26 protein-coding genes and 1 tRNA gene are annotated in these 25,313 nt (G+C 64.8%); 8 read left to right on the top strand and 19 right to left on the bottom strand.

The features are described 5' to 3' along the window. Positions 1-2: 2 nt before the first annotated feature. Both betC and betI read right to left on the bottom strand, forming a co-directional pair. Complete coding sequence (gene betC, locus IEX41_RS03065) at positions 3-1,511, bottom strand: choline-sulfatase (protein WP_188788653.1); 1,509 nt, start codon at positions 1,509-1,511, stop codon at positions 3-5. Beyond that, the gene (gene betI, locus IEX41_RS03060) at positions 1,508-2,080 is read right to left on the bottom strand and encodes a transcriptional regulator BetI (protein WP_188788651.1); all 573 of its coding nucleotides are present in this window, start codon (positions 2,078-2,080) and stop codon (positions 1,508-1,510) included. The genes betC and betI overlap by 4 nt, the downstream gene beginning before the upstream one ends. 99 nt (positions 2,081-2,179) lie before the next feature. Between betI and choX the strand changes: the two genes are divergently transcribed. The 3 genes from choX to choV all read left to right on the top strand — a co-directional run bounded on the left by choX (position 2,180) and on the right by choV (position 5,178). Beyond that, positions 2,180-3,094 carry a choline ABC transporter substrate-binding protein gene (choX, locus tag IEX41_RS03055; RefSeq protein ID WP_188788649.1) on the top strand — a complete coding sequence of 305 codons (915 nt, stop codon included), beginning with the start codon at positions 2,180-2,182 and terminating at the stop codon, positions 3,092-3,094. 237 nt (positions 3,095-3,331) lie between these two features. After that, positions 3,332-4,159: a choline ABC transporter permease subunit gene (choW, locus tag IEX41_RS03050; RefSeq protein ID WP_373285610.1), complete on the top strand. Its 828-nt coding sequence runs from the start codon at positions 3,332-3,334 to the stop codon at positions 4,157-4,159. Then, positions 4,156-5,178: a choline ABC transporter ATP-binding protein gene (gene choV / locus IEX41_RS03045; protein ID WP_188788648.1), complete on the top strand. Its 1,023-nt coding sequence runs from the start codon at positions 4,156-4,158 to the stop codon at positions 5,176-5,178. Before choW ends, choV begins: the two co-directional genes overlap by 4 nt. Positions 5,179-5,181: 3 nt before the next feature. Here the strand turns inward: choV and IEX41_RS03040 are convergent, their stop codons facing one another. Beyond that, positions 5,182-5,472, bottom strand: a complete 291-nt coding sequence (locus IEX41_RS03040) for a hypothetical protein (protein ID WP_188788647.1) — start codon at positions 5,470-5,472, stop codon at positions 5,182-5,184. Positions 5,473-5,565: 93 nt separating this feature from the next. Continuing rightward, positions 5,566-6,345: a 23S rRNA (guanosine(2251)-2'-O)-methyltransferase RlmB gene (gene rlmB / locus IEX41_RS03035; protein ID WP_188788646.1), complete on the bottom strand. Its 780-nt coding sequence runs from the start codon at positions 6,343-6,345 to the stop codon at positions 5,566-5,568. Between the two features lie 219 nt (positions 6,346-6,564). On the opposite strand from rlmB, the gene IEX41_RS03030 reads away from it, so the two are divergent. Beyond that, positions 6,565-6,648, top strand: a tRNA-Tyr gene (locus IEX41_RS03030). Between the two features lie 351 nt (positions 6,649-6,999). Here the strand turns inward: IEX41_RS03030 and IEX41_RS03025 are convergent. Next, complete coding sequence (locus tag IEX41_RS03025; protein WP_188788645.1) at positions 7,000-7,311, bottom strand: DUF6476 family protein; 312 nt, start codon at positions 7,309-7,311, stop codon at positions 7,000-7,002. On the opposite strand from IEX41_RS03025, the gene IEX41_RS03020 reads away from it, so the two are divergent. The 4 genes from IEX41_RS03020 to phaR all read left to right on the top strand — a co-directional run bounded on the left by IEX41_RS03020 (position 7,310) and on the right by phaR (position 11,284). Continuing rightward, the gene (locus IEX41_RS03020) at positions 7,310-8,338 is read left to right on the top strand and encodes an RluA family pseudouridine synthase (protein ID WP_188788644.1); all 1,029 of its coding nucleotides are present in this window, start codon (positions 7,310-7,312) and stop codon (positions 8,336-8,338) included. The genes IEX41_RS03025 and IEX41_RS03020 overlap by 2 nt on opposite strands. Before the next feature lie 254 nt (positions 8,339-8,592). Continuing rightward, complete coding sequence (rpoH, locus tag IEX41_RS03015) at positions 8,593-9,489, top strand: RNA polymerase sigma factor RpoH (RefSeq protein WP_188788643.1); 897 nt, start codon at positions 8,593-8,595, stop codon at positions 9,487-9,489. A gap of 144 nt (positions 9,490-9,633) precedes the next feature. Then, positions 9,634-10,620, top strand: coding sequence for a Gfo/Idh/MocA family protein (locus tag IEX41_RS03010; protein WP_229672901.1), 987 nt, complete (start codon positions 9,634-9,636; stop codon positions 10,618-10,620). Positions 10,621-10,711: 91 nt separating this feature from the next. After that, positions 10,712-11,284, top strand: coding sequence for a polyhydroxyalkanoate synthesis repressor PhaR (gene phaR, locus IEX41_RS03005; RefSeq protein WP_188788642.1), 573 nt, complete (start codon positions 10,712-10,714; stop codon positions 11,282-11,284). Between the two features lie 267 nt (positions 11,285-11,551). Here phaR and IEX41_RS03000 read toward each other — a convergent pair whose 3' ends face one another. The 14 genes from IEX41_RS03000 to IEX41_RS02935 all read right to left on the bottom strand — a co-directional run bounded on the left by IEX41_RS03000 (position 11,552) and on the right by IEX41_RS02935 (position 24,905). Then, positions 11,552-12,766 (bottom strand): DegT/DnrJ/EryC1/StrS family aminotransferase, encoded by a 1,215-nt coding sequence (locus IEX41_RS03000; protein WP_188788641.1) that lies wholly within the window; start codon positions 12,764-12,766, stop codon positions 11,552-11,554. A gap of 137 nt (positions 12,767-12,903) precedes the next feature. Further along, positions 12,904-14,205, bottom strand: coding sequence for an NAD(P)/FAD-dependent oxidoreductase (locus tag IEX41_RS02995; protein ID WP_188788640.1), 1,302 nt, complete (start codon positions 14,203-14,205; stop codon positions 12,904-12,906). A gap of 122 nt (positions 14,206-14,327) precedes the next feature. Further along, the gene (locus tag IEX41_RS02990; protein ID WP_188788639.1) at positions 14,328-15,686 is read right to left on the bottom strand and encodes a glutamine synthetase family protein; all 1,359 of its coding nucleotides are present in this window, start codon (positions 15,684-15,686) and stop codon (positions 14,328-14,330) included. Further along, complete coding sequence (locus tag IEX41_RS02985; RefSeq protein ID WP_188788638.1) at positions 15,683-16,363, bottom strand: type 1 glutamine amidotransferase; 681 nt, start codon at positions 16,361-16,363, stop codon at positions 15,683-15,685. The genes IEX41_RS02990 and IEX41_RS02985 overlap by 4 nt, the downstream gene beginning before the upstream one ends. 62 nt (positions 16,364-16,425) lie before the next feature. Next, positions 16,426-17,769, bottom strand: coding sequence for a glutamine synthetase family protein (locus tag IEX41_RS02980; protein WP_188788637.1), 1,344 nt, complete (start codon positions 17,767-17,769; stop codon positions 16,426-16,428). A 130-nt stretch (positions 17,770-17,899) separates the two neighbouring features. Continuing rightward, the gene (locus tag IEX41_RS02975) at positions 17,900-18,706 is read right to left on the bottom strand and encodes an ABC transporter permease (RefSeq protein ID WP_188788636.1); all 807 of its coding nucleotides are present in this window, start codon (positions 18,704-18,706) and stop codon (positions 17,900-17,902) included. A 100-nt stretch (positions 18,707-18,806) separates the two neighbouring features. After that, positions 18,807-19,688, bottom strand: a complete 882-nt coding sequence (locus tag IEX41_RS02970; protein WP_188788635.1) for an ABC transporter permease — start codon at positions 19,686-19,688, stop codon at positions 18,807-18,809. A 95-nt stretch (positions 19,689-19,783) separates the two neighbouring features. Further along, the gene (locus IEX41_RS02965; protein WP_188788634.1) at positions 19,784-20,503 is read right to left on the bottom strand and encodes a transporter substrate-binding domain-containing protein; all 720 of its coding nucleotides are present in this window, start codon (positions 20,501-20,503) and stop codon (positions 19,784-19,786) included. Positions 20,504-20,540: 37 nt separating this feature from the next. Then, entirely contained in the window at positions 20,541-21,317 is a 777-nt protein-coding gene (locus IEX41_RS02960; RefSeq protein ID WP_188788633.1) for an ABC transporter ATP-binding protein, read from the bottom strand. A gap of 158 nt (positions 21,318-21,475) precedes the next feature. Continuing rightward, a complete protein-coding gene (locus IEX41_RS02955) occupies positions 21,476-21,916 on the bottom strand; it encodes a tellurite resistance TerB family protein (RefSeq protein WP_188788632.1) in 441 nt (146 codons plus the stop codon). 87 nt (positions 21,917-22,003) lie between these two features. Further along, positions 22,004-22,465, bottom strand: a complete 462-nt coding sequence (locus tag IEX41_RS02950) for a tellurite resistance TerB family protein (protein ID WP_188788631.1) — start codon at positions 22,463-22,465, stop codon at positions 22,004-22,006. Between the two features lie 67 nt (positions 22,466-22,532). Then, positions 22,533-22,964 (bottom strand): tellurite resistance TerB family protein, encoded by a 432-nt coding sequence (locus IEX41_RS02945; RefSeq protein ID WP_188788630.1) that lies wholly within the window; start codon positions 22,962-22,964, stop codon positions 22,533-22,535. Between the two features lie 82 nt (positions 22,965-23,046). Further along, positions 23,047-23,826 (bottom strand): hypothetical protein, encoded by a 780-nt coding sequence (locus IEX41_RS02940; protein ID WP_188788628.1) that lies wholly within the window; start codon positions 23,824-23,826, stop codon positions 23,047-23,049. Between the two features lie 281 nt (positions 23,827-24,107). Beyond that, positions 24,108-24,905: a 23S rRNA (adenine(2030)-N(6))-methyltransferase RlmJ gene (locus IEX41_RS02935; RefSeq protein WP_188788626.1), complete on the bottom strand. Its 798-nt coding sequence runs from the start codon at positions 24,903-24,905 to the stop codon at positions 24,108-24,110. Positions 24,906-25,313 lie beyond the last annotated feature (408 nt).

Below are 25,313 nucleotides of genomic sequence, written 5' to 3'. Positions count from 1 at the left end.
CCTTATTCGCCGCGCGGGAAGCGGGCGTTTTCCTCGACCACGTTCAGGTCCATGTGGTTGCGCATGAAGCGGTCCGAGGCTTTCTGCAGAGGCTGGTAATCCCACGGGTAATAGTGGCCGTTGCGCAGCGCCTCGTAGACGACCCAGCGCTTGGCCTGGGACTTGCGCACATCGGCATCAAAGCGCGCCAGATCCCAGCGTTCCGTGGCCAGCGCATCGAACTGCGCCAGCGTCTCGGCGTAGGCGGGATCTTCGGCGAGGTTGGTCATCTCGTGCGGGTCGGCGTCGAGGTCGAACAATTGGTCGGGATCGAGCGCGCAGCGGTTGAACTTCCACTTGTCCATCCGCAGCGACACCAGCGGCGCATAGGACGCCTCGGCGGCGTATTCCATTGCCACCGGGCCGCGCGCCTCGCCTGCCGCCACGGGCAGCAGTGTCTCGCCAGCGGTCCAGGGCATCACCTCGTCCATGCTGACACCCGCGATGTCGCAAAGCGTGGGGCACACATCGATGTTGCTGACCGGCGTTTCCACCAGCCCCGGTGTCACCCCCGGTGCGCAGAGCATCATCGGCACGCGGGCTGAGCCTTCGTAGAAGCTCATCTTGAACCACAGGCCGCGCTCGCCCAGCATGTCGCCGTGGTCGGACACGAAGAGGATTGCCGCCTCCTGCCGCGTGTCCTCGAGGATGTCGAGGAATTCGCCCACCTTCTCGTCGAGATACGAGATGTTGGCGAAGTAGGCGCGACGCGACCGGCGGATGTTGTCTTCGGTGATGTCGAAGCTGCGCCAGTCGTTGGCGTCAAAGATGCGCTTGGAGTGGTTGTCCTGCTCCTCGTAGGGCAGGGCAGGGACCTCTGGAAGCAGGTGCTCGCAATCCTCGTACATGTCCCAGAACTTCTTGCGCGCCACATAGGGGTCATGCGGGTGGGTGAAGCTGACCGTGAGGCACCACGGGCGGTCGTCCTTGGCGCGGGCAAGGTCATAGAGCTTGGCGCGGGCCATATGTGCGACCTCGTCATCATACTCCATCTGGTTGGAAATCTCGGCGACACCGGCTCCGGTGACCGAGCCCATGTTGTGATACCACCAGTCAATGCGTTCGCCCGGTTTGCGATAGTCCGGGGTCCAGCCGAAATCGGCGGGGTAGATGTCGGTGGTCAGGCGTTCCTCGAACCCGTGCATCTGGTCGGGGCCGACGAAATGCATCTTGCCGCTGAGGCAGGTGTGATAGCCTGCGCGGCGCAGGTGGTGCGCGTAGGTGGGCAGATCCGACGGGAACTCGGCGGCATTGTCATAGACGCCGGTGACCGACGGCAGCTCGCCCGACATGAAGCTTGCGCGGCCGGGTGCACAAAGCGGCGAGGCGGTGTAACAGTTGCGGAACCGGGCGGATTTCGCCGCCAGCCGCTTCATGTTGGGGGCGTGCAGCCAGTCGGCGGGACCGTCGGGAAACAGGGTCCCGTTGAGCTGGTCGACCATGATGACGAGGATATTGGGGCGAGATGTCATGCGAGTGCCTTCAGTTCGTTGTCGAGCGCGGCCATCACGTGGGCCGAGGCCGAGGCTTCGGGTTCATCGGAAGGGAAATGCGCGTAGCGCAGGTAAAGCCCGTCGATCAGCGCCGCGATGCGCCGGGCGATGGGGTCCGCCGCCTCTCCGGCGAGCGGGCGCAGGTTGTGCACGAGGTTCGAATGCAGCCGCCCGTGATAGACGGTAAGCAGGCGCTGCGCTTCGCTCGACCGGTGGGCGAGAACGTAGAAGTTCAGCCACGCCGCGATCACGTCAGAGCGGAAGTTCGCCTCGGAGAAACCGCCTCGGATGATCGATTCGAGTCGTTCGCGCGGGCCGGAACAGCCCCTCAGCGCCGCCCGAACGTCCAATCCGTAGGCGGTCAGGATGTGGCGCATGGCGGCCAGGAACAGGCGGTCCTTGTCGCCGAAGTAGTGAAAGGCCAGCGCCGGCGAAACCCCTGCACGCTTTGCGATCTTTCCAACCGTCACGTCGAGGGAACCCGTGTGACCGATCTCGCTGATCGTGGCATCAATCAGCTGGCGTCTGCGCTGGATCTGGGCCGACATTGGCAGGATTCCCCGAGAAAGTGGTTGCAATACGAAAGTAATCAGGCATTGTTTGACTGGTCAATCAATAAACGCAAACGAACGTACAGGGGAATATCCATGAAACTTGCACATGCCGTTTCGATCATCGCGCTGACCGCTGCCGGTGCCGCGAGTGCAGATTGCGACACGGTCGTCATGTCCGACGTGGGCTGGACCGACATCACCACCACCACCGCCACCGCCAAGCACGTCCTCGAGGGACTGGGCTACGAGGTGGATGTGAAGGTGCTGTCCGTTCCGGTGACCTTCGCCTCGCTGGAAAGCGACGACGTCGACGTGTTCCTCGGCAACTGGATGCCCGCCCAATCCGGCGCCATCGGTCCCTACCTTGAATCGGGTGAGATCGAGAGCGTGAATACCAACCTCGAAGGCACCAAGTACACGCTCGCCGTGCCGACCTACCTTTATGAGAAGGGCCTTCAAAGCTACGCCGACATCCACAAGTTCGCCGACGAACTTGACGAGAAGATCTACGGCATCGAGCCGGGCAACGAGGGCAACGCCTACCTCGTGAGCCTCACCGAGGAGAACAAGTTCGACCTCGAAGGCTTCGACGTGGTGGAAAGCTCCGAGCAGGGCATGCTGGCGCAGGTGCAGCGCTTCTACGAGGACGAGGAAGCGGTTGTCTTCCTCGGCTGGGAGCCGCACCCCATGAACGCCACCTTCGACCTGAGCTACCTGCCGGGCGGAGAGGATTTCTTCGGCGGTGAAGGCATCGTCGATACCGTGACCCGCGCCGGTTACGTCGAAGAGTGCCCGAACGTGGGCAAGCTGCTGCAGAACATGGACTTCTCGCTCGAGATGGAGAACCTCATCATGGGGCAGATCCTGACCGACGGCGCCGACCCGGCGGATGCCACCGAGGCATGGCTGCAGGAGAACCCGGAGGTTCTCGACGCCTGGCTCGAGGGTGTGACCACCATCGACGGTGGGGATGCCATGGCCGCGGTCAAGGAAAAGCTCGGACTGTAAGAGACCATCTCGGGGTCGGCATCAGCCGGCCCCGCTTCGCTTCGGCCTCGCGGCGTTGCCGGGCCAAAGCCGCCGTGACGGGCCATTGCTCTCCAGCGTGACACCGAAAAAGAACAACAGCAAAATGGGGGACCGGGCGCCTTGGACTGGCTGACCGATCACAAGATACCCGTGGGCCGGGCGGCGAGTGCCGTCTTCGACTGGGTCCGCGATGCAGGGGAGATCGTTCTCGATTTCATCTCTGATCACAAGATACCCGTGGGCCGGGCGGCGAGTGCCGTCTTCGACTGGGTCCGTGATCACGGGGAGGTCGTTCTCGATATCATCTCCGATTTCATGGATGCGATGATCGACGCGATCCTGTGGGTCCTGCAGGAGCCATATCCGCTCATCGTCATCGTCGCCTTCGTGGCGATCACATGGATCCTGCAGCGCAACTGGAAGGTCTGTGCCTTCGTTGCCGCCGGGTTCCTGTTCATCCTCAACCAGGATTACTGGGAAGAGACCACCGAAAGCCTGACGCTGGTGCTGTCGGCCTGTCTTGTGTGCATGGCCATCGGGGTGCCCATCGGCATCTTCGCCGCGCACCGCCCCAAGGTCTACACCTGGCTGCGTCCGGTGCTTGACCTGATGCAGACGCTGCCCACCTTCGTCTACCTGATCCCGGCGATCGTGTTCTTCGGCATCGGCATGGTGCCGGGCCTCATCGCCACGGTGATCTTCGTGCTGCCCGCGCCGATCCGCCTGACCTACCTGGGCGTGTCGTCGACCCCGAAGGCGCTGCTCGAGGCGGCCACCGCCTTTGGCGCGACCCCGTGGCAGACCCTCTACAAGGTCGAACTGCCCTACGCGGTGCCGCAGATCATGGCTGGCCTCAACCAGACCATCATGCTGTCGCTCTCCATGGTCGTCGTCGCTGCCCTTGTGGGAGCGAACGGCCTTGGTGTGCCGGTGGTGCGGGCGCTCAACCAGGTGAACACGGCGCTGGGCTTTGAGTCGGGTTTCGTCATCGTGGTGGTCGCCATCATGCTTGACCGCATCCTCAACGTCGGAGGACGCAAATGACCACCGCAGTCAACATCGACAACGTGTCCATCGTCTTTGGCTCGGACCCCAAGCGCGCCCTTCCGCTGATGGACAAGGGTATGGAACGGGCTGAGATCCAGTCGCAGACCGACCAGATCCTTGGCGTGCACAACTGCAATCTCACCGTCAAGCAAGGGCATATCCACGTGCTCATGGGGCTGTCGGGATCCGGCAAGTCGACGCTGCTGCGGGCGGTCAACGGGCTCAACCCCGTGGTGCGCGGCAAAGTCGAGGTGAATGACGGCAAGGGTATGGTGGATGTCACCCACTGCGATGCCGCCACGCTGCGCCGGGTGCGCATGCAGAGCGTCGCCATGGTGTTCCAGCAGTTCGGCCTGCTGCCGTGGCGCACGGTGCGCGAGAACGTCGGCCTTGGTCTCGAGCTTGCGGGCATGAAGAGTGCCGAGGCAAAGGACCGCGTGGACAACCAGCTTGAGCTCGTGGGCCTCGGGGATTGGGGCGATGCCCGCGTCAGTGCTCTGTCGGGCGGCATGCAACAGCGTGTGGGTCTTGCCCGCGCCTTTGCCACCGAAGCGCCGATCCTGCTCATGGACGAGCCGTTCTCGGCCCTCGATCCACTGATCCGTACCAAGCTTCAGGACGAGCTTCTGGAGCTGCAGGAGCGGCTCAAGCGCACCATCCTCTTCGTGAGCCACGATCTTGATGAGGCGTTCAAGCTGGGCAACGAGATTTCCATCATGGAAGGGGGCCGCATCGTCCAGAGTGGCGCCCCGCAGGATATCTTCACCGACCCGCGCAACGACTACGTGGCCGAATTCGTGCAGCACATGAACCCGCTTGGGGTGCTGCGCGTGCGCGACCTCATGCAGCCGGTGGCCGGTACGCCGACGCAGACGGTGGCTGCCGACACGCTGGTACGCGACGTCTTCGCGACGCTGATCGCCTCCGATGCGCCGGTGGGCGTCACCGACGGCGGTCAGTTGATCGGCCAGCTTGGGAAGAACGACGTTCTGAGGGGGCTTGCGCCGCAGCACTAGGGCCTAGTCGAAGATATCCTCGACCGCATCCCACAGACCCTTGGCCAGCTTCTGGCCGAGGGTTTTCTTTTTCTTGCGCTTTTTCTGCTTCTTAGGCTTCGGCGGTCTGGCCTGCGGTGCTTCCGGGTGCGGATGCGGCCTCAGGGGCTTCGCGTCCGGCGTTCGGCGCAGGTTCTTCATCACGTGCAGCGGTGCGCCGCAGCTGGCGCATTGCAGCTCGTGACGCCCCGGCCCGAGGACAAGCGCCGCGCGGGTGCCGCAATAGCAGCAGGTGGCAATCGTGGTGTTCGGCATGAGCGGTAGATGGCCTTCCCGCGGCGAGGCCGCAAGAGCAGAGGCGGTCAGCGCGGCCGCGGATATGGCCAAGGGCGGGGCAGGGGCCGGGCCTCAGGGCTTGGCGGCGTAAAGCGCCACGGCGGCGGCGTTCGACACGTTGAGCGAGCCGAAACCGCCCGCGAAGTCGATGCGCACCAGCCGGTCCACCGTTTCCTTGGTCTTTTGCCGCAAGCCGGGCCCTTCGGCCCCCAGCACCAGCGCCACGGGGCGGTCTCGCAGGCCCTCCACGGCCTCCTCGATGGTGGCGTCCGCCTCGCCGTCGAGGCCAAGCACGAGGTATCCCATGGTCTGCAGGGCCCGGATGGTGTCCGCAAGATTGCGCTCGCGCAGGTAGGGCTGGCGCTCCAGCGCGCCGCTGGCGGTCTTGGCCAACGCGCCGGTTTCAGGGGCGGAATGGTGCAGCGTGCCGATCACCGCATTTGCGCCGAACACCTCGGCCGAGCGCAGGATGGCACCGACGTTGTGCGGGTCGGTCACCCGGTCAAGCAGTACCAGTCGGGCAGGGCGATCGTCCCCGCCGATGGCCACGTCCTCGAGCCGCCCCCAGTTCAGCGGCTTCACTTCGAGCGCGGCGCCCTGGTGCACCGACTGCGGGTCGAGCGGAGCCGAGAACTTGCGCGGGTCCTGCACCTCGGGCGTGATCCCGGCGGCCTCGATAGCATCGGCCAGCTTGGTTTGGGCATTGAGTGTCACCAACAGGCGCAGCTTTTCCCGGGCGGGGTTGAGCAGCGCATCGCGCACCGCGTGCAGGCCGAACAGCCAGACGGTTTCCGCCGCCGCGGCCTTTTTGGCCTGTTCCTTTTCCACCACCCATTTCGGTTTCTTAACCATGCTCACGGCCCCTTCATCTGCGCCTTCGCTCCCTTGCAGGAACGAATGCACATCGCAAGGGATTTTCCTGTTGACGCCCCCCGGAGCCTTCTTTAGAGAGCGCCACACACCGCCGGTGACAACGGGACGGAGCGGCCGATACGGCAGCGACACTCCAGAAGCGCAGGCGGGACACTTTGTCAGGAACACGGGGTAACCCGCTGAAACTGACAGGAAAGTGGGCGACAGGCCGCAAGGTGTGGCAGGGGACTGTAACTCCCTCGCGGAGACGCACGCTTGGTTCGATTCCAAGGTCGCCCACCACTTTCCTCTCCTCCCAGACAGACAATTTGCCGCGTGCCCTCCGGAGAGGTGGATGCCGCCGATCACGCCGTTCGCCAGCAGGTCAGTACTGGTGAGCGACACCGCCGGCGCTGTGAACGACTCGTCACCTTAATGGCTGTTGAATGCGATGATCGGGCGAAGCTCGTGCTCAAAGAGCGCTCCGCAGGGCTTGTGCACGGACATACCGCCCGCAGCTTACGGAGGTCGCGGCGCCGGACCTGCTGCGCTTTTTGCCAAAGGGATGACGCGGCATCCGATCCCCATGAGGCCATCGAACGCCGTGCTTGGCGCATTTGCAATCCAAAGCTGCAGGGGAACCTGCAGGTCGGATCACTCTGCTGTCTGTACCTGCATTTCCTGCCGCAGATCGCCGCTCGCGCGGTCGAAGATCAGGATGCGGTCGTCATTGGTCACCACCGCGTACCAGTCGGAGCCTTGGGTGTAGGCGCTGGCCGTCGCGCCAGAGGGCAGGGTGATCACCTCTGGCAAAGGGGCGCGGGCATTGCGGAACTGGATGACAATCACCGCGAGGATCGTTAGAAGCCCGGCGATCATCACCGCCGTGAGCACCGTGACCAGCACCCGCAGGAATCGCAGGTTCGCCGGTTCCGGCGTGGCCTCGGGTTCTGGAGTTTGGGACATGGAACAGCCTCTGCGCATCGTCATCGCGGAAAATCCGCCTGCGCGCCTTGATAAGGCGCTCGCCCGCGATGTGCCAGAGGCTGCCTCCCTCTCGCGCACGCGTCTCGCAAAGCTCATTGCGGAAGGCGCGGTCATGCGTGGCGGCGAGGCGCTCACCGATCCCAAGGGCAAGGTCGAGGAAGGTGACGAGATCGACATCATGGTCCCCGTCGCCGAGGAAAGCCATATCGGCCCCGAGGACATCCCCCTCAGCATCGTCTACGAGGATGACGACCTCGTGGTGGTGGACAAACCGGCAGGCATGGTGGTGCATCCCGCGCCCGGTTCGCCCTCGGGGACACTGGTGAATGCGCTGCTGCATCATTTCGGCGGCAAGTTGTCGGGTGTGGGGGGCGTTGCGCGCCCCGGCATCGTGCACCGCATCGACAAGGACACCTCGGGGCTGCTGGTAGTGGCCAAATCCGACCGCGCCCACCACGGGCTTGCGGCGCAGTTCGAGGCGCATTCGGCCAACCGCTCCTATCTTGCGGTGGTCTATGGCGTTCCCGATCAGGCGGATCCGCGGCTCATGGGCACCCGCGGCGTGTCGGTCGAGCCGGGCAACGTGCTGCACATCCAGTCCGGCCTTGCCCGTCACCGCACTGACCGCCAGCGGCAGGCAGTGTATTTCGACGGTCACGGCAAGCACGCCATCACCAGGGCGCATGTACTTGAAAGCTTTGGGGCCCCGCCTTCCATGGCGCTGGTGCAATGCCGGCTCGAGACCGGGCGCACCCACCAGATCCGTGTGCACATGGCTCATGCCGGGCACGGGCTCGTGGGCGATCCGGTCTATGGCGGGAAGCGCAAGGCACCCGTGAAGGCCATCGGCGAGGCCGCCGCCGCAGAGGTCACCGGATTCGCCCGTCAGGCGCTGCACGCCGCCGAGCTTGGCTTCGAGCATCCCGCCACCGGAGAACACCTGTCCTTCGAGGCGCCTTTACCGCAGGACATGGTTTTCCTGCTCGCGGCGCTGCGCGGCGAATGATCCTGCATTGTGTGCACTGATGCGCAGACGGGTGGCCGTCTGCGCAGTTTTCACGCCCCACGCACATAGGTTACAAACCTTCCCAAGGTCGTGAGAACGTCACTTTGTCGGATCGGACCGACGGGGTTTCGCGTTATCATCGTAACAACTTCAAGACCGTGCCCCGGCCGATCCGAGGCACGAAACCCTTGAAAAAGGTCCACGGGCTTCCCAAATGGGATGTTAAGCCCAATAACATTGGAGGAACAGGGCACGTGAGCAACTACGCCAATCTCCCGGCGCCGTCCCCGGAAGCGGGGATGAGCCGCTATCTCTCCGAAATCCGCAAGTTCCCGCTGCTGGAGCCGGAAGAAGAGTACATGCTGGCCAAGCGCTGGGTCGAGGATCAGGATTCGGAGGCCGCCCACAAGATGGTCACCAGCCACCTGCGCCTCGCGGCCAAGATCGCCATGGGCTACCGGGGCTACGGTTTGCCGCAGGCCGAGGTCATCTCGGAGGCCAACGTCGGCCTCATGCAGGCGGTCAAGCGTTTCGATCCTGAAAAGGGCTTCCGCCTGGCCACCTATGCCATGTGGTGGATCCGTGCTTCGATCCAGGAATACATCCTGAGGTCTTGGAGCCTCGTGAAGCTTGGCACGACGTCGGCGCAGAAGAAGCTGTTCTTCAACCTGCGCAAGGCCAAGAACCGCATCGGCGCGCTCGAAGAGGGTGATCTGCGTCCCGAGAACGTCAAGCGGATCGCCAACGACCTTGGCGTGACCGAGGCGGAGGTGGTCTCGATGAACCGCCGCATGTCCGGCGGTGATGCGTCGCTGAACGCGACCGTGGGCTCCGAGGACGAGAGCTCCATGCAGTGGCAGGACTGGCTCGAGGACGAGGACGCCGATCAGGCCACCGACTACGCGGAGCGCAACGAACTTGATGCCCGTCGCGCGTTGCTGGTGCAGGCGATGGACGTGCTCAACGAACGCGAGCGCGACATTTTGCAAGAGCGCCGCCTTGCAGAGCAGGCCGTGACCCTCGAGGAGCTGTCGGGTCGCTACGAGGTGAGCCGCGAGCGTATTCGCCAGATCGAAGTCCGCGCCTTCGAAAAGCTGCAAAAGCGCATGCGTGAGCTGGCTGGCCAGCAGGGTATGCTGACGCAGGCCTGATCAGGCCCCCAATGTTCGTATTGATTACAGCGCCTCTCCCTCAGCGGGAGGGGCGTTTTTCATGTCGAGACCATGCGAAGGCCACCGCTTGCATGCGCGTGTCCGGGCGCTACCGTCTTGAACAATAAACATGGGAGACGACACATGACAGGGCATCTGACGGGCCATCTTCGCTGGGGTATCCTCGGGGCGGCAAATTTCGCCCGCAAGACCATGGGCCCCGCCATCCACGCCGCCAGCGGGTGCAGCCTATCGGCCATCGCCACCTCCAACCCCGACAAGGCCGCGCCTTTCGTGGCGTTTGCGCCGGGGCTTCGGGTCTATGACAGCTACGATGCGCTGCTGGCGGATCCCGAGATTGACGCGATCTACATCCCGCTACCCAACGCCATGCACGTGGACTGGTCGCAAAAGGCCGCCGAAGCGGGCAAGCATGTGCTTTGCGAGAAGCCCATCGGCATGAACGTGGCCGAGATCGACCGCCTGATCGACACCCGTGACCGCACCGGCAAGCTCATCGCCGAGGCGTGGATGATCGTCCATCACCCCCAGTTCGCCAAGGCGCGCGCCCTGCTGCAGGGGGGCGCTATCGGCGATCTTGTCCGCGTGTCGTCCAGCCACAGCTTCTTCAACGACGATCTCGAAAACATCCGCAACAGGCCCGACACCGGCGGCGGTGCCACCGGGGATATCGGCGTCTATGCTTTCGGCTCCGTCCGGCTGCTGACCGGGCAGGACCCCGAGAAAATCCTTCACGCCAGTTCGGACATGGTCAACGGCATCGACGCGACCACCCACGTCATGGCGCGCTTCCCGGGCTTTGTTTACTCGGGACACATCTCCATGCGCGCCGCCCCGTGGCAGGAGATCGTGCTGCATGGCACCGATGGTGTCATCCGCATGCCGGTGCCCTACAACGCACAGTCGTTCGGGCAGGCCGAGGTCGAACTGCACCGCCCCGGCTGGCACATCGAGACGTGGCGCTTCCCGATCCAGAACCACTACGTCCTGCAGGTCGAGGCCTTCAACCGCGCGGTGCTCGAAGGGGCGGGCTGGCCGCTTCCGCTCGAGATGTCGCGCAGCGTTCAGGGCTTTGTGGACATGATCCGCGACGCTGCGGCGCAAGGCTGACCGCGCATCCCGGAAGGCGTTCAAACTCTTTTCTTTTTTCTGCGGCTCGCTTAGGCTTTGCTGCAACGCATCATCCCGGGGAGGGCGAACCATGGCAGACCCGAAGAAACCACTGCTCATCAAGCGCTACGCGAGCCGCCGTCTCTACAACACCGAGACATCCGATTACGTCACGCTTGAGGACATCGCAGGGCTGATCCGCGAAGGCCGTGACGTGCAGATCGTGGACCTGAAATCCGGCGACGACCTGACCCGGCAATACCTGCTCCAGATCGTGGCCGAACACGAAAGCCGCGGCGAAAGCGTGCTGCCGATCAACGTTCTGACCGACCTCGTGCGCAGCTACACCACCACGGCGACCTCGGCGGTGCCACAGTTCCTTGCGGCCAGTTTCGAGATGTTCCGCGACAGCCAGGCCAAGTGGGCCGAGGGCATGGGCTCGAACCCGATGATGCCCAAGATTCCCGGACTCGAGGCAATGAAAGCCCAGCAAGAGGCTTTTCTGAAGGCGATGACTGGCGGCATGGGGGCAGCTGGCGGCATGCCCGGCATGGGCAGCCAGTGGTCCGGTCCGTCCCCCGAGGGCGAAGGGGAAGAGGACCTCGACAGCATCAAGAAGCAGCTGGCGGAACTTCAGTCGAAGCTTTCGAAGATGGAGAAGTGATCCGGGCCTGATCTGGCTTTGGGGCGGCCGAGGCCAAGCCGATTGTCGTGCCACTGACAGCCCGGTCAAGGTGGTGTAGGGCCTTGGAGGGCCTTATCCGGAGCGACTTAGGGGACCGGGAATGGACTGCCTCGAGCCTGACCCGCGCTGGTCCGATGAAGGAACGCAAGTCAGACCGGCCCTTGTCATGCGACCGATCCGGACCCTTTGGTCCAAATGAAAAAGGCGCGCCGTCTGGCGCGCCTTTTGGCGTTTCTGGTCGGGGCGTCAGGCGTAGGCGCGCAGCGCGCTGTCTGCCATCACCGCATCGGCAGCCTCGATCAGCGCATCGGCGACGCCGGCGCAATCCTCGAGGCTCAGCCGAGCGGGCAGGCGGGTGTCGCAAGCCCGTTCCAGCATGGCGCGGGTGTTCGGCAGATCCGGCATCTCCGGCAGGAATTCCCAGTTCCAGTAGGCGCGGGCATTGTCGGTGGACAGCCCGAAGACCTGCACCTTCACACCGAGGCCTGCCGCGGTCTCGGCAAAGCGCTTCATTTGCTCGCGGTCCATGCCGCACAGGTTGAACTGCAACGAATCCGGCGCGCGCTCTTCAAGCGCAAGCTTCTCCGGCACTTCGATCCATGGGCTGCGGACAATGCGCGCGGCAACGAAATCGTGGTTGCGCCGGCCATCCGCGACCCGCTTGGCCACATGCGGCAACTGCGGCCGGATCACGGCCGCGGACAGGTTCGACATACGCAGGTTGTAAAGTGGCAGCTTGTTCTGCCAGCGCGCAAAGGCCGCGTCGAGATCGGCCCCGTTGTCGCCGGGGATCATGTGCTTTTTCCAGTTGTGCTCGTAAGCGCCGGACAGGATCACCGCCTGCGCCACGATGTCGGCGTCATCGGTGATGAGGATGCCGCCTTCACCCGCGTTGACCATCTTGTAGCTCTGGAAGCTGAAACAGCCGATGCGCCCGATTGTGCCGATATTGCGTCCGTCCCAGACAGTGCCCAGCGAATGTGCCGCATCCTCGATCACCGGCACGCCAGCGGCATCGCACAGCGCCATGATCGCGTCCATGTCCGAGGTATGCCCGCGCATGTGGCTGACGATGACCGCGCTCACGCCGGGCAGCTTCGCCTCGAAATCGACGATGTCGATGCGGTAATCGTCGCCGACCTCGCACAGCACCGGGATGCAGTCCGCATGCACAATCGACGACGGCACCGCGGCAAAGGTGAAACCGGGGATCATTACACGCGCATCGCGGGGCAGGCCGAGCGCTTTCAGCGACAGGAACAGTGCGGCAGAGCAGCTCGACACGGCCAGCGCGTATTTGCTGCCCATCATCTGCGCGAACTCGCGTTCCAGCAGGGCGACAGGCGCGTCCTGAGGCGCGGTGTAGCGGAAAAGGTCGCCTGATTGCAGCAGGCGGTCGATCTCGGCGCGGGCCTGCTCGGGTATGGGATCCGCGTCGTGCATGTTCGGCAGAGTGCTCATATTTCGATTTCCCGAATATCCATTTCAGGAAAGCTTAAACAACGGGACTGTGACAGCCAAGTGAAAACGGCCCCCGCAAGGGGGCCGAGAGGGCGCAAGGCGTTGCACGATTGCGTCAGGTGCCGAAGGGGCGGGCGCTAGAGACCGATGCGATCGCGCAGCGCGAACCAGGTCATCGCCAGTGTCAGCAGCGGCGTGCGCAAGGCCGGTCCACCGGGGAAGGGCGGGGTGGGCAGGGCGGCCATGGCATCGAACCCCTCCGACTGGCCGCGCACCGTCTCGGCCAGCAGCCGTCCGGCATGGACGGCAGTGCCGACCCCGTGGCCCGAATAGCCCGAGGCGCTGATGACGTTCTCGCCCAGCCGGGCAAGATGGGGCAGGCGCTTCATGGTGATCGCCAGTGTGCCGCCCCAGGCGTAATCCAGCCGCACGTCCCGCAGGCTCGGGAAGATCTCGAGCATTGGTGCGCGCACCTTGGCCTTGAGGTCGCGCGGGAAGCGGTAGCCGTAGCTTTCGCCGCCGCCGAACAGCAGCCGACCATCGTGGCTCAGGCGGAAGTAGTTCACCACATGACGCGAATCCGCCACGGCGATATCCTTGCGAAGCACCTCCCCGGTACGCTCCCCGAGCGGCTCGGTGGCCGCGATGAAGTTGTTGATCGGCATGACGCGCCGCGCCACCTGGGGCTGCAACGGGCCAAGATAGCCGTTGGCCGCCAGCACGAGATGCCCCGCCCGCACGATCCCTTCGCCGGTCCGCACCACCACCTCGGCACCGTCCTCGATGCCGGTCACGTGGGACCGCTCGCAGATCCGCGCCCCCGCAGCCTCGGCGGCGCGCGCAAGACCCTGCGCCAGCCGCAGGGGATGCAGATGCGCCGAGCCCCAGTCAATCACTCCGCCGCAGTAATCGTCCGATGGGCAGACCTCGCGGAATCCCTCGGCGTCCAGCGCCTCGATCTCGTAGCCATAGCGGTCCTGCATGTGGGCGGCATACTCGTGCAGGTGTGCCACTTCCGCGGGACGCGATCCACACCATGCCACGCCGGGCTTCAAGTGGCAGTCGATGCCATGACGGGCCACGAGGTCGCGCACGAGATCCTTGGCCTCTTCCCCCAGAACCCAGTACTTGCGCGCATCCTCGGCCCCCAGCATCTCCTCGAGCGACAGCTGGTCCACGCGTTGCCCGCTTCCGAGCTGCCCGCCATTGCGCCCCGAGGCGCCAAAACCCACCCGGTGCGCCTCGAGTAGGACCACGGATAGCCCGGCCTCGGCCATGTGCAGCGCCGCCGAGAGGCCGGTGTAACCGCCCCCCACGATGCACACATCTGCCCGGACATCACCCCGCAGCGCCTTAAACGAGGGCAACTCCATCCCTGTCGCGGCGTACCAGCTTTCGGGGTATTCGCCCTTGCGGTCATTGGAAAACAGCAGATCCACGCGCCCGCCCTTCTTCTTCTCTTTCAAAATACGCCGGGGGGGGCCGAAGGCGGGGGAGTTGCCAGCGAGGCGCCATCGGTCCGAGCCCGCTGGCGACGCCCCCCTCCGCCCCACCGCGCGGATCAGACGTTGAGCAGCAGGTGCTCGCGCTCCCACGGGCTGATGACCGACAGGAATTCCTCGTACTCGGCCCGCTTCACGATGGAATAGACCCGCGCGAACTCCGGACCCAGCACCTCGTGCAGCGCCGTGGCCTCGTCGAAGATGTCCAGCGCGGACCCGAGTACGCGGGGAATGTCCCCTTCGCCCTCGTAGGCATCGCCGCGAAATTGCTTCGAAGGCCTGCGCTCTTCCATGAGGCCAAGATAGCCGCAGGCCAGGGACGCCGCGATCCCGAGATAGGGATTGCAATCCATCCCAGCGAGCCGGTTCTCGACCCGCCGCGAACCTGGTCCCGACAGCGGAATGCGGATGCCCGTGGTGCGGTTGTCCCGTCCCCATTCAAGATTGATCGGCGCCGCGTGGTCGCGCACGTACCGGCGGTAGGAGTTGACGTATGGTGCCATCACCGCCACCGCCGCGGGCAAATGCGCCTGCAGGCCCCCGATGAAGTGGAAGAACGCATCCGTCTCGCCGCCCTGAGGGCCGGAGAAGATGTTCTTGCCGGTTTCCATGTCCATCACCGAATGATGGATGTGCATGGCCGATCCCGGCTCGTTGGCGATGGGCTTTGCCATGAAGGTGGCAAAGCAGTCGTGCCGCAGCGCCGCCTCACGGATCAGCCGCTTGAAGTAGAACACCTCGTCCGCCAGCTTCACCGGATCACCATGCAGCAGGTTGATCTCGAGCTGACCGGCCCCGCCTTCCTGGGTGATGCCGTCGATCTCGAAGCCCTGCGCTTCGGCGAAATCGTAGATGTCATCGATGACCGGCCCGAACTCGTCCACGGCGGTCATGGAATAGGCCTGCCGCGCGGCGGCGGGGCGGCCAGACCGGCCGATCATCGGCTCGATTTCCTTGGCCGGGTCGAGGTTGCGCGCGACGATGAAAAACTCCATCTCCGGCGCCACGATCGGCTGCCAGCCCTGGTCCTTGTAAAGCTTGCACACCCGCTTGAGCACGTTGCGGGGGGCGTATTCGATGGGCTCGCCCTTGCGGTCAAAGGCATCGTGGATCACCTGCAGCGTCCAGTCCGCCGTCCATGGCGCGGCGCTGGCGGTGTCCATGTCCGGGCGCAGGATCATGTCCCGCTCGATAAAGCCCTCGTCGCCGGCGGCCTCGCCCCATTCGCCGGTGATGGTCTGGTAGAAAATCGAATCCGGCAGGTGAAAATAATCCTGCCGCGCGAATTTTGATGCGGGCACCGCCTTGCCGCGGGCCACGCCCGGCAGGTCGGCGACGACGCATTCCACCTCGTCGAGGCGGCGCCCCTCGAGGTAGGCGGCGGCAGCGGGCGGCAGGTTCGAGATGAGTTCCTTCATGCGATGCGACCCTCCTTGAAGAAACGCGCAAATTGCGCCCCGATCTCGGCACTGTCGAGCGGCTGCTCGAGCATCCCGGACGCCCGCTCCACCAGCGGTGGTGGCACCGCGCCGGAGCGGTGGCGGATCAGCTGCTCCACATAGTCGGCCATGAACTCGGGGTGGGGCTGCACCGTGTAGGCGTGTCCCGGGTAGAGGATCGCGGCATTTTCGCAGACCTCGGACGAAGCGATGCGTTCGGCCCCGGGGGGCAGCTCCGTCACCTGGTCCTGGTGCCAGGCGTTCACCATCTTGATCCCGTCGGGGTAGCTGTAGGCGGTCGGTCCAACCACCCAGCCCTTGTCGGATTTCTCGACTTTGCCCCCCAGCGCCTGAGCGATGATCTGATGGCCGAAGCACACCCCGATCAGCGGCTTGCCGGCGGCATGTATGGCACGGACCAGATCCTCGAGGGGGGCAATCCACGGGTGATCCTCGTAGGCGCCGTGGCGCGAGCCGGTGATAAGCCAGCCGTCGGCATCCTCCGGGCCGGTCGGGAAATCACCGTTAACCACCTTCCAGGTTTCGAACTCGAAGCCGTTTCCTCCCAGCAGGCGATGGAACTGGGTGTCGTAATCGCCCACGGTGTTGAGGATCTCTTCCGGGACAAGGCCCGGCTGCAGGATGCCGATTTTCATGATGTACCAATTGTCGTGACAGGGCCGAGGGTAGTGCTGCCGCCCTTGGGCGGCAACCTCACTCAGACCGTGTCGAGATAGATTTCCGCCTGTTCTGCCGGGGACAGCTCGGCCATGTAATGCTGCTCCTGCCGCTTGGTGGCGCAAAGGTTGCGGATCAGTCCCTGCGGCAGGATGCGCGGCATGATTGGGCTGTTCTCGAAGGCACTCAGCGCCGCCTCCCAGGTGCCGGGGATCAGCGGCAGATCCTGCGCGTAGGCGTTGCCGGTGATGGGCGCGGGCGGCTCTGCCTCGTCCTCGAGCCCGATCAGCGCAGCGCCCAGCAGCGTGGCCAGAAGCAGGTAGGGGTTCACGTCGCCCCCAGCGACCCGGTGTTCGATCCGCCGCGCCTTTGGGCTGCCGCCGGGAATACGGATCGCCGAGGTGCGGTTTTCGTAAGCCCATGAGATGCCGCAGGGCGCGTGCTGCTCAGGCACCAGCCGGTCATAGCTGTTGAGGTGGGGCGCAAAGATCAACGTGCTGTCATGCATCGCGCCCATGAGCCCCGCCACCGCGTGGCGCAGGGCCGGGGTGCCCTTGGGGCCACCATCGTCAAAGATGTTGTTCCCGTCGGAATCCAGCACCGAGAAATGCACGTGCATGCCCGATCCGGCATAATCCTCGTAAGGCTTGGCCATGAAGCTGGCCGCAAATCCGTGCCGCCGCGCCAGCCCGCGCACCAGCATCTTGAACAGCCAGGCGTCGTCCGCGACATGCAGCGCATCGGCCTGGTGCATCAGGTTGATCTCGAACTGTCCAAGGCCCGCCTCGGAGATCGCCTGATCGGCGGGAATGTCCATGTCTTCGCAGGCATCGTAGAGGTCAGTGAAGAAAATGTCGAAGGCATCGAGCGCCCGGATCGACATGACCTCTGCCGCCTTGCGCCGTTTTTGCGACCGGGGCGACAGCGGAACCTGGATCGACTTGCCGCTGTCGTCGATCAGGAAGAATTCCAGCTCGATCGCCACCATGGGCGTCAGGCCGCGGGCCTTGTAGCGTTTGAGAACCTGCGCCAGCGCATGGCGCGGGTCGCCCTCGAAGGGGCGGCCATCCTCGTGGTACATCCAGATCGGCAGCAGGGCGGTGGGCGCCTCGAGCCACGGCATGGGAACAAAGCCGCGCTCGGTCGGACGCAATACGCCGTCACGGTCGCCACTTTCAAAGACGAGAGGACTGTCGTCGATGTCCTCGCCCCAGATGTCGAGGTTCAGGACAGAGAGGGGAAAGCGCGTGCCTTCCTCGACCACCTTGTCGGCGAAACGGGTGGGAACGCGCTTGCCGCGCGGTTGGCCGTTGAGGTCGGAGGCCGCAATCCGGATGGTGCGGACCTGCGGGTTCTTGCGCAGCCAGCTCTTGGGGTCGTGCATATGTCACCGGTAGGGAATTTGATCAAATTGAGGGTAACGCCGCCATTCCGGTGTGGCAAGGAAAGCTTTTACAAAGATGCCGTCTCGCCCGGACCCTGCAATGAGAGAATGAAAAAACCGTGCAGACGCCTTAGCGGATGATCTGCGGCCGGATGCGCAGCCTCGCCCTCCGCGCCTGCGGCAGATGCCGGTTGAGCCGCCGGTTGACGAGCCCGAAAAGGCCGATCACCGCCAGTGTCAGCAGGATGAAATATCCCGCGAGGATCGGGTAGGGGATGAACGGGTTGAAGGTTTTGTCGGCGAAATAGCTCGCGTAATAGAGCGCGTCCCCCCTCTGTTGCCATGCAGGAAAGCCCGAGAAGAACACCAGCGTGGTTGCGTGGAACAGGAAGATTGCCTCGTTGGTATAGGCGGGCCATGCCAGACGCAGCATGGTCGGCCAGACGATCTTGCGAAACCGCGTCCATCCGCTGAAACCGTAGGCATCTGCGGCCTCGGTATCGCCCTTGGGGATCGACAGCAGTGCTCCGTAGAAGATCTCTCCACTATAGGCGGCGGTATTGAGGAACAGCACGATCAGCGCCCCAAGCCAGGCCGAGGTGAACGGATCGAAGACCGGCGAGACCGATTTCAGCGACAAAAAGAGGAAGTAGGCAAAGAAGAACTGGATGAACAGCGGCGATCCCCGGAACACGAAGATCACCCATTCGGCGGGCTTGCGCAGTGCCGGATTGCGCGATGCCTTGCCAAGGGCCAGCACCGTGGCAAGGAAGAACCCCGATGCCAGCGCGACAATGCCGAAATAGATGTTCCAGATCATTCCCGAGCCGATCAGCACCACCTGCGTGCAGATGGAGAAATCGTCCCGCGGCAACAGCCGCTCGCCGATGCCGATGGACCGCAGCCCGTAATCGGCCAGAACCTCCCAGCAGCTCATGCCTGCCCCCCGAAGGCGCCCGGGCCCTTCTTCTCTTTGAAAATACGCAAAACGGCGCGGCGCAGACATCGTGACGACATCGAAGAAACGGGCATAGCCATCAAGCCGCCTTCCTCTGCGCTTCGCCGCCCGCCGTGGCCTGCCCACGGGTCAGCCGCGACATGATCCGCCCCAGCACAACCTCCGACAGTTTGGTGAAGCAAAGGTAGAACACCAGAAGCGCACCGAAATACCACACCCGCCAGTCGCCGTGGGGATAGTCGGTGAACCGCGCGGTCTTGGACCCGCCAAGCTCGCGCGCCCAGTAGACGATGTCCTCGATCCCCAGCAGGAACAGCAGTGGCGTCGCCTTGATCAGCACCATCCACAGATTCGACAGGCCGGGCAGGGCATAGACCCACATCTGCGGCACGAGGATGCGCCAGAAGGTCTGGCGGTGGGTCATGCCGTAGGCTTCGGCGGTCTCCAGCTGGGCACGCGGCACCGCCCGCATGGCACCGTAAAGCACGTTGGCGGCGAAGGCACCGAAGACGATCGAGAAGGTCAGAACCGCGAGCGAGAAGCCGTAGACCTCGTGCCAGATCTGCGGGGCTGTGGACAGCGGCAGCTTGGCCTCGGGGCAGACGACGAAATCATTGCCCTGCCAGATGCTGCCCTCCCAGCCCGGGCATTTCACTTCGTGTCGCAACCATTCAAAGAACTGGTCGAGCGCGATCACGAAGAACAGGAAGAAGGCAATGTCGGGCACGCCGCGCACGATGGCGATATAGGTACGGCCCAGCCAAGACAGCGGCGCGATACGCGAACGGGCCGCCGAGGCTCCGCCAAAGCCGAAGGCCAGCGCCACGGGGGCGGTGATGGCCAACAGCAACAGGACCGTGCCCACCGACCAGTAGATCGACAGGTGCTTGCCCGTGGTGAGATAGCAGGAAAGCCAGCTCAGCCCTTCGAGCGTCGAGGGATCGGTGCAATGTTGGAACATGGAGCAGTGCGCGGATCCGGCGGCAGCCAAAAGCCTCAGCAGGCTTTTGCGAATTCCTTCTCAAAGGAATTTGGCCGCCGCCGGACGGGACCGGATCAGAAGGTCGCGCCGATCTCCCATTTCTCAAGCAGCTCGTTGAGCGAGCCGTCGTCCTTCATGGACTGGATCGCCGCGTCGAAGGTGTCCTTCAGCTCGGTGTCGCTCTGGCGCAGGCCAAGGCCGATGCCGCGCCCGATCAACACGTCGTCACCGAAGAAGACGATATCCGCGCCCTCTGCCACGAAGGGCTCGAGGAAGGCCTTGTCCGCCAGCACCGCGTCGGCTTCACCGCTGCGCACCGCCGCGATGGTCTCGTCGGGGGTGGCGAATTCCACCAGCGTCGCGCCGCTTTCGGCGACCCAGGAGGCCTGGATGGTGTTGGCTTGCGCCGCGATCACGCCGCCCTCGAGGTCCGGCTCCATGCCGTCCAGCGCCACGAAGGCCGACGGGTCGGGCTGGGTGTAGTTCTGGGTGAAGGCGATGACTTCCTCGCGCTCGTCGGTGATCGACATGCCGGCCATGATGGTGTCGTAGTTGCCCGACACGAGGTTGGGGATGATCGAATCCCAGTCGTTGGTGACCCATTCGCAGGTCAGCTCGGCGCGGGTGCACAGCTCGTCGCCAAGCTCGCGCTCGAACCCGTCCACCTCGCCGGAATCATTGAGGAAGTTGTACGGAGGGTAGGCGCCTTCGGTGCCCATGCGCACCACGTCCTGCGCCAAGGCGCCGCCCGTGCCGAGGGCGAGTGCGATGGTGCCGAGAATGAGGGTTTTCATTGGTCTTGCTCCCTTGGTTGGTCTTGTGCGCCCCGCTTCAGGCGTGGGTCGTCGATTTCAGGAACCCCTGCAGGCGTTCCGACTTGGGCGCGCCGAACAGTGTCGCGGGCGGCCCTTCTTCCTCGATGAGGCCCTTGTGCAGGAACACCACGTGATCGCTGACGTCATGGGCCATCTTCATGTCATGGGTGACGATAATCATGGTGCGGCCTTCTTCGGCCAGCGACTTGATCACCTTCACCACTTCCTGTTCCAGTTCGGGATCGAGCGCCGAGGTCGGCTCGTCGAAGAGCAGCGCCTCGGGTTCCATGCACAGACCGCGGGCAATCGCGGCGCGCTGTTGCTGGCCGCCTGACAGCTGCGCCGGGTAGGCATCGCACTTGTCGCCGATGCCCACCTTGGCAAGGTAGCCGCGTGCGGCCTCCTCGACCTCGGCGCGGGGGCGGCCCAGCACGGTCAGCGGCGCCTCCATCACGTTCTGCAGGATCGTCATATGGGCCCAGAGATTGAACTGCTGAAACACCATCGACAGGTTGGTGCGCATGCGCAGAACCTGTTTCGCATCGGCGGGGCGGCGGGCATGGCCCTCGCCCTTCCATCGGACGGGCTCGCCCTTGAACAGGATCTCGCCCTGCTGGCTGTCCTCGAGCAGGTTGCAGCATCGAAGCAGAGTCGACTTGCCCGATCCGGACGATCCGATGAGTGACACCACGTCACCGCGCCTGGCAGTGACATCCACGCCCCTGAGAACCTCGAGGCTGCCATAGGCCTTGTGCAGATTGCGGATCTCGATGACGGGCGTTGTGTCAGCCAAGCGGTACCTCGTGTTGATCGGTCAGTCAGTGTTGCCCCGAAGATGGACGCGGATGGCCGTGATTGGCAATGCTCAAAATGCCGTCAACGCCGGGGTTTGCGCCGCGTCATGCAGCAGATGCCCAATGCCGCGCCGCCGGTCGGGGCGCGGCACAGCGCTCAGAGCGCCTTTTCCGCCCGCTGCCGGGCAAGGGCCGAATCCACGTCGCTCACCCCAAGCAGGTTGGCCACGAGGCGCAGCAGCGCGTCTTCCTCGGCCTCGCGCACGCCGTCGGCAAGCACCACCTGCCACAGCGCCTCGATCACACCGATGCGGTGATCGTAATCCACCGCGTCCTTGATGGCGCGGGTAAAGCGCACGGTGTCCGGGGCCTCGCCCTCGAGCGCCTCGGCATCCTCGCGCAGGCGACCGGCCTCGAGAGGCGACATGCCGTAGCGCGCCGCGACGATGCGGTCGATTCGTGCGCGCTCTTTGGCGTCATAGGTTTCGTCGGAACGCGCGACCCTCACCAGCAGCGCGGTCAGCGCCAGCCGGGCATCGGTGTCGGGCAGGGGGGCGGGGCCTGGCTCAACGAGCCTTCGGAGGAAATCTGCGAACATGGGAAACGATATAGCCCGGTCCGACGCCTGCGCAAAGCGCGCTCTCGCCGGCGTGAGCAAACCGCATCATGCTGGCGGGTCGACGGGTCAGTCCTCTTCGCGTTCCAGCGCTTCGGCGGCACGGTCTGCGGCGGCATCCGCATCTTCGGGGCTGACCCCGAGATGGCCTTCGATCAGCTCAAGAAGCTCGTCTTCGCGCTCGTCGCTGAGGCCGTCGGCAAGGACCACGCGCCACAGTGCCTCGACCGCCAGCAGGCGGTGCTCGTAGTCGACACCGTCGCGGATGCGCTCTGCCATGGTCTCGATGGACGGTGTGGCAAAGGCCAGGCGTTCGCATTCGGCGCGCATCTTGGCGGCTGCGAGGGGCTTCAGCCCGTAGGCTGCCGCAAGGATGCGGTCGATCTGCTCGATCTCCTCGAAGAGATAGGCGCTGTCGACGATGGCAACCTCGACCAGAAGTGCCCCCAGGGCATGGGCGGCGTCCAGCTCGGGGAGCGGTGTGGCGGGGGCTTGCTTGGCGTGGAAGAACTGCTTGAGGCGCTCGAACATGGGCGTGTCTCCTGTATTGCCGCGCCAGTGTGGCAGGGCGGGACCAAACACAACAGGAAAAGCGGGGTCAGCCTGCCTGTCGGGCCGAGGCGAGGTCCTCGGGACACACCCCGAGGACGGTCTGCGCCATGAGGTCCACATGGGGGCGTAGCAGATCGGGCTGTGGCGTCTGTGCCTCGACCGCCTCAAGCAGGCTCAGGGCCATGGCCTGCCGCTGGGCGGGGTCGATGACCTCGTGCAGCAGTTCGGCGAACCACGGGCCGGGCGGGGCGGCGGCCTCCACCCGTTCGCAGGCCTCGCGCATCTCGGCGGCCTCGGCAGTGGTCAGATCATAGCGCCGCGCCAGCACCGCCTCGAGGGGCACGATTCCGCCGATGATCTCGGGGAAGTCACTACGCTGCGCGCGTAAAAGCAGCGCCCCCAGTGCAAGCGGGGTGTCGCCGGGATCGAACGGCGCGGTGCGCGGCGCGCCCAGCCAGAACCTCAGGTTGCGGCCCAAGGCGCCTGTTCCGTAACGGGCCGCCGCAGCGGTGAAAATGGCGTGCCGGGCGCCGCGGGTGCATGGGGCATCGGGGTGTCTTTCATCCGGTGGTGGGGGCAGTCTGGTGCAGGATGTCATCAAGAGCAATCCCGCCGGGGTCGGTGGTGGTGATGGTGACGGCACGGATCGGCACATTGCTCTGCCATCCCAGCGAGATCGTGCCGGTCTGCGCGGCGCGGTCCTCGGAGGCGATCATCCGCCCTTCGCCGTCCCAGAAGCACAGGTGCAGCCCGCCGCGCGGACGGCCCGGGGAGACATGGTCGGAATACAGCCGCAGCGCCAGACGCCACTGCCCGCTATCGAAAAGCAACACAACAGCGCCATCGCCCATGCCCTCGGGAAGGCCGCCCACCGCCCGGGCGCCGCCGTCCTCGCCGCCGAGGGGACCGATGGGCACCAGAGCGTTCGAGCCAAAGCCGGTGTGCCACGTCAGGGCCAAATTGGCGCCGCTCGGCCCGGGCCGCACTGCGAGCGGCATCTCCGGCGCGCCGTTCAGCACATCGAAACGGCCCTCGGGAGTGACCCGTTCGGCAAGGTCCTGCCCGGCAAGACGTTTGCCGATGGTCACCCCGTCAAAGCGCAGATCGCCCTCGACCTGCCCATCCGCGCGGGCGGGGCCGGGCATCTCCTCGAAGGTGACGGCGCGATGGGGATCGGTCTCGACCGCCTCGAAGGAAATCTCGGTGAGCCCATCGGCGCTGAGTGGCCCGGCCGGCAGGGCAGCCAGCAGCAGCGCGGCCAGAACGCCCCGGCCAGGACCGCGCCTGGAAAAGGCCGCGCGGACGTATGGCTGGGCGTCGGCTTCGGCGGTGGGCCTCATCGTCGGGCGCTCCTAGGTGGGGTGGGCCGGCACGATGTCTGGCAGGGTGCCGGGCGGGTCTGGCATTGGTGGTCGAGGGTGGTAGACATGGCCACCGCAGGGCGAACTTCCGGATCGGCCCATCGGTTCCTCTGACGTGCTCCGCGCCGCGTCACCGGCCGCCGCAAGGCGGATGACCGGCTGAGTGCCAGCGTAAGACAGAGTGCCGGCAGCAAGCACGGCAGCAGGAGCGGGGCAGGATGGACCATGCTCCGAACGATACACAAGCCCCGGCAAAAGGCTCAGGCTTTTTTCAACCTCGCGAAGAGTGCATCCAGCCGCGCCGCTTCGTCTTCGAGGCCCCAGGGCGCGTTGACCACGAACATGCCGCTGCCGACCATGCGATGCCCCTGCCGGATCGGAGGAAAGCGCAGTTCGTGACGGAAGCCGTCCTCGAAGGCCTCGGCCAGCGCACGCAGCATGGGAGCGTGCAGGTTCGATGTCAGGATCGGGTACCACAGTGCCAGCACGCCCACGTTCCACTTCTTCGCGACACTGGCAAAGAAGCGGGGGATACGCTCGTAATCCTGTTTCACCTCGTAGGAGGGATCGACCAGCATCAGCCCGCGGCGCGGTTCGGGGGGGCACAGGCTTTGGGCCATTTCAAAGCCATCCTGCCGGTTCACCCGTACGTTCGGCGCATGCAGGTTGCGCCGCAGCGAGGCATGTTCCTGCGGATGCAGTTCCGCAAGGTGCAGCCGGTCGCCCGGGCGCAGCAGGGTCGAGGCGATGATTGGCGAGCCGGGATAGGCGTTGTCTCCGTGCGCCGCGCGGATCCGTCCAAGCGCGTCGAGGTAAGGATGATCCGCCCCCAGCTCCTTCAGCAGGGCGGGGGCCATCACCTCGATGCCGCCTGCGGCCTCGCCGGTACGCCGGGCTTCGTCGCTGGCAAGGTCGTAAAGCCCGCGCCCGGCGTGGGTTTCGATGTAGCTCAGCGGTTTGTCCTTGCGGGTGAGGTAGCCCAGCATCGCCGCCAGCAGGACGTGTTTTTGTACGTCCGCGAGGTTCCCGGCGTGGTAGAGATGTTGATAAGACAGCATGTGTGGCCCGTAACTCGCTGAGATCGCCTGCGCTGATCGCACCCTTTCGGTCTCGTTTCAATGTGCGCGTCGCAGTGTGTTCCTGTCCAGCCTCGCCTTTCGCACGCGGGTCTCTTCAATACGCCACGCGCGTGGGGGATGCGGTGTCTTGATGCAGTCGGATCGTGGTCTTGCCGCTGCATTGCGCGATGGAGCGATGCCTTGCGCTTCCCCGCAAGCATGGCGTTGCCCAAGTCGGCGTGCTGCGGAATTGGTTGCCTCCGGTGTGGGTCCGGCTGCGGCGCCCAAAGACTCCTCTCGGATCCACGGCTGGGACCCACGGCTTGCAGATGTGCTGATCGTTCACGCGTCGAACCGCCCACACGCAACGCGGTTGACGAGCGCAGGGGGGGCTCAGTTTGATGATCG

It is taken from the genome of Salipiger pallidus (genome assembly GCF_014643635.1).
Taxonomy (GTDB): Bacteria; Pseudomonadota; Alphaproteobacteria; order Rhodobacterales; family Rhodobacteraceae; genus Salipiger; species Salipiger pallidus.
Note: the sequence above shows the minus strand (reverse complement) of the source record. Positions and strands in the feature narration are given on the sequence as shown.

Excerpts from the sequence above, each read along its gene's own strand:
- betC (WP_188788653.1), bottom strand. The coding sequence starts at position 1,511 with ATGACATCTCGCCCCAATATCCTCGTCATCATGGTCGACCAGCTCAAC.
- betI (WP_188788651.1), bottom strand. The coding sequence starts at position 2,080 with ATGTCGGCCCAGATCCAGCGCAGACGCCAGCTGATTGATGCCACGATC.
- choX (WP_188788649.1), top strand. The coding sequence starts at position 2,180 with ATGAAACTTGCACATGCCGTTTCGATCATCGCGCTGACCGCTGCCGGT.
- choV (WP_188788648.1), top strand. The coding sequence starts at position 4,156 with ATGACCACCGCAGTCAACATCGACAACGTGTCCATCGTCTTTGGCTCG.
- IEX41_RS03040 (WP_188788647.1), bottom strand. The coding sequence starts at position 5,472 with ATGCCGAACACCACGATTGCCACCTGCTGCTATTGCGGCACCCGCGCG.
- rlmB (WP_188788646.1), bottom strand. The coding sequence starts at position 6,345 with ATGGTTAAGAAACCGAAATGGGTGGTGGAAAAGGAACAGGCCAAAAAG.
- IEX41_RS03020 (WP_188788644.1), top strand. The coding sequence starts at position 7,310 with ATGGAACAGCCTCTGCGCATCGTCATCGCGGAAAATCCGCCTGCGCGC.
- IEX41_RS03025 (WP_188788645.1), bottom strand. The coding sequence starts at position 7,311 with ATGTCCCAAACTCCAGAACCCGAGGCCACGCCGGAACCGGCGAACCTG.
- IEX41_RS03010 (WP_229672901.1), top strand. The coding sequence starts at position 9,634 with ATGACAGGGCATCTGACGGGCCATCTTCGCTGGGGTATCCTCGGGGCG.
- phaR (WP_188788642.1), top strand. The coding sequence starts at position 10,712 with ATGGCAGACCCGAAGAAACCACTGCTCATCAAGCGCTACGCGAGCCGC.
- IEX41_RS03000 (WP_188788641.1), bottom strand. The coding sequence starts at position 12,766 with ATGAGCACTCTGCCGAACATGCACGACGCGGATCCCATACCCGAGCAG.
- IEX41_RS02990 (WP_188788639.1), bottom strand. The coding sequence starts at position 15,686 with ATGAAGGAACTCATCTCGAACCTGCCGCCCGCTGCCGCCGCCTACCTC.
- IEX41_RS02985 (WP_188788638.1), bottom strand. The coding sequence starts at position 16,363 with ATGAAAATCGGCATCCTGCAGCCGGGCCTTGTCCCGGAAGAGATCCTC.
- IEX41_RS02980 (WP_188788637.1), bottom strand. The coding sequence starts at position 17,769 with ATGCACGACCCCAAGAGCTGGCTGCGCAAGAACCCGCAGGTCCGCACC.
- IEX41_RS02975 (WP_188788636.1), bottom strand. The coding sequence starts at position 18,706 with ATGAGCTGCTGGGAGGTTCTGGCCGATTACGGGCTGCGGTCCATCGGC.
- IEX41_RS02970 (WP_188788635.1), bottom strand. The coding sequence starts at position 19,688 with ATGTTCCAACATTGCACCGATCCCTCGACGCTCGAAGGGCTGAGCTGG.
- IEX41_RS02965 (WP_188788634.1), bottom strand. The coding sequence starts at position 20,503 with ATGAAAACCCTCATTCTCGGCACCATCGCACTCGCCCTCGGCACGGGC.
- IEX41_RS02955 (WP_188788632.1), bottom strand. The coding sequence starts at position 21,916 with ATGTTCGCAGATTTCCTCCGAAGGCTCGTTGAGCCAGGCCCCGCCCCC.
- IEX41_RS02950 (WP_188788631.1), bottom strand. The coding sequence starts at position 22,465 with ATGTTCGAGCGCCTCAAGCAGTTCTTCCACGCCAAGCAAGCCCCCGCC.
- IEX41_RS02940 (WP_188788628.1), bottom strand. The coding sequence starts at position 23,826 with ATGAGGCCCACCGCCGAAGCCGACGCCCAGCCATACGTCCGCGCGGCC.
- IEX41_RS02935 (WP_188788626.1), bottom strand. The coding sequence starts at position 24,905 with ATGCTGTCTTATCAACATCTCTACCACGCCGGGAACCTCGCGGACGTA.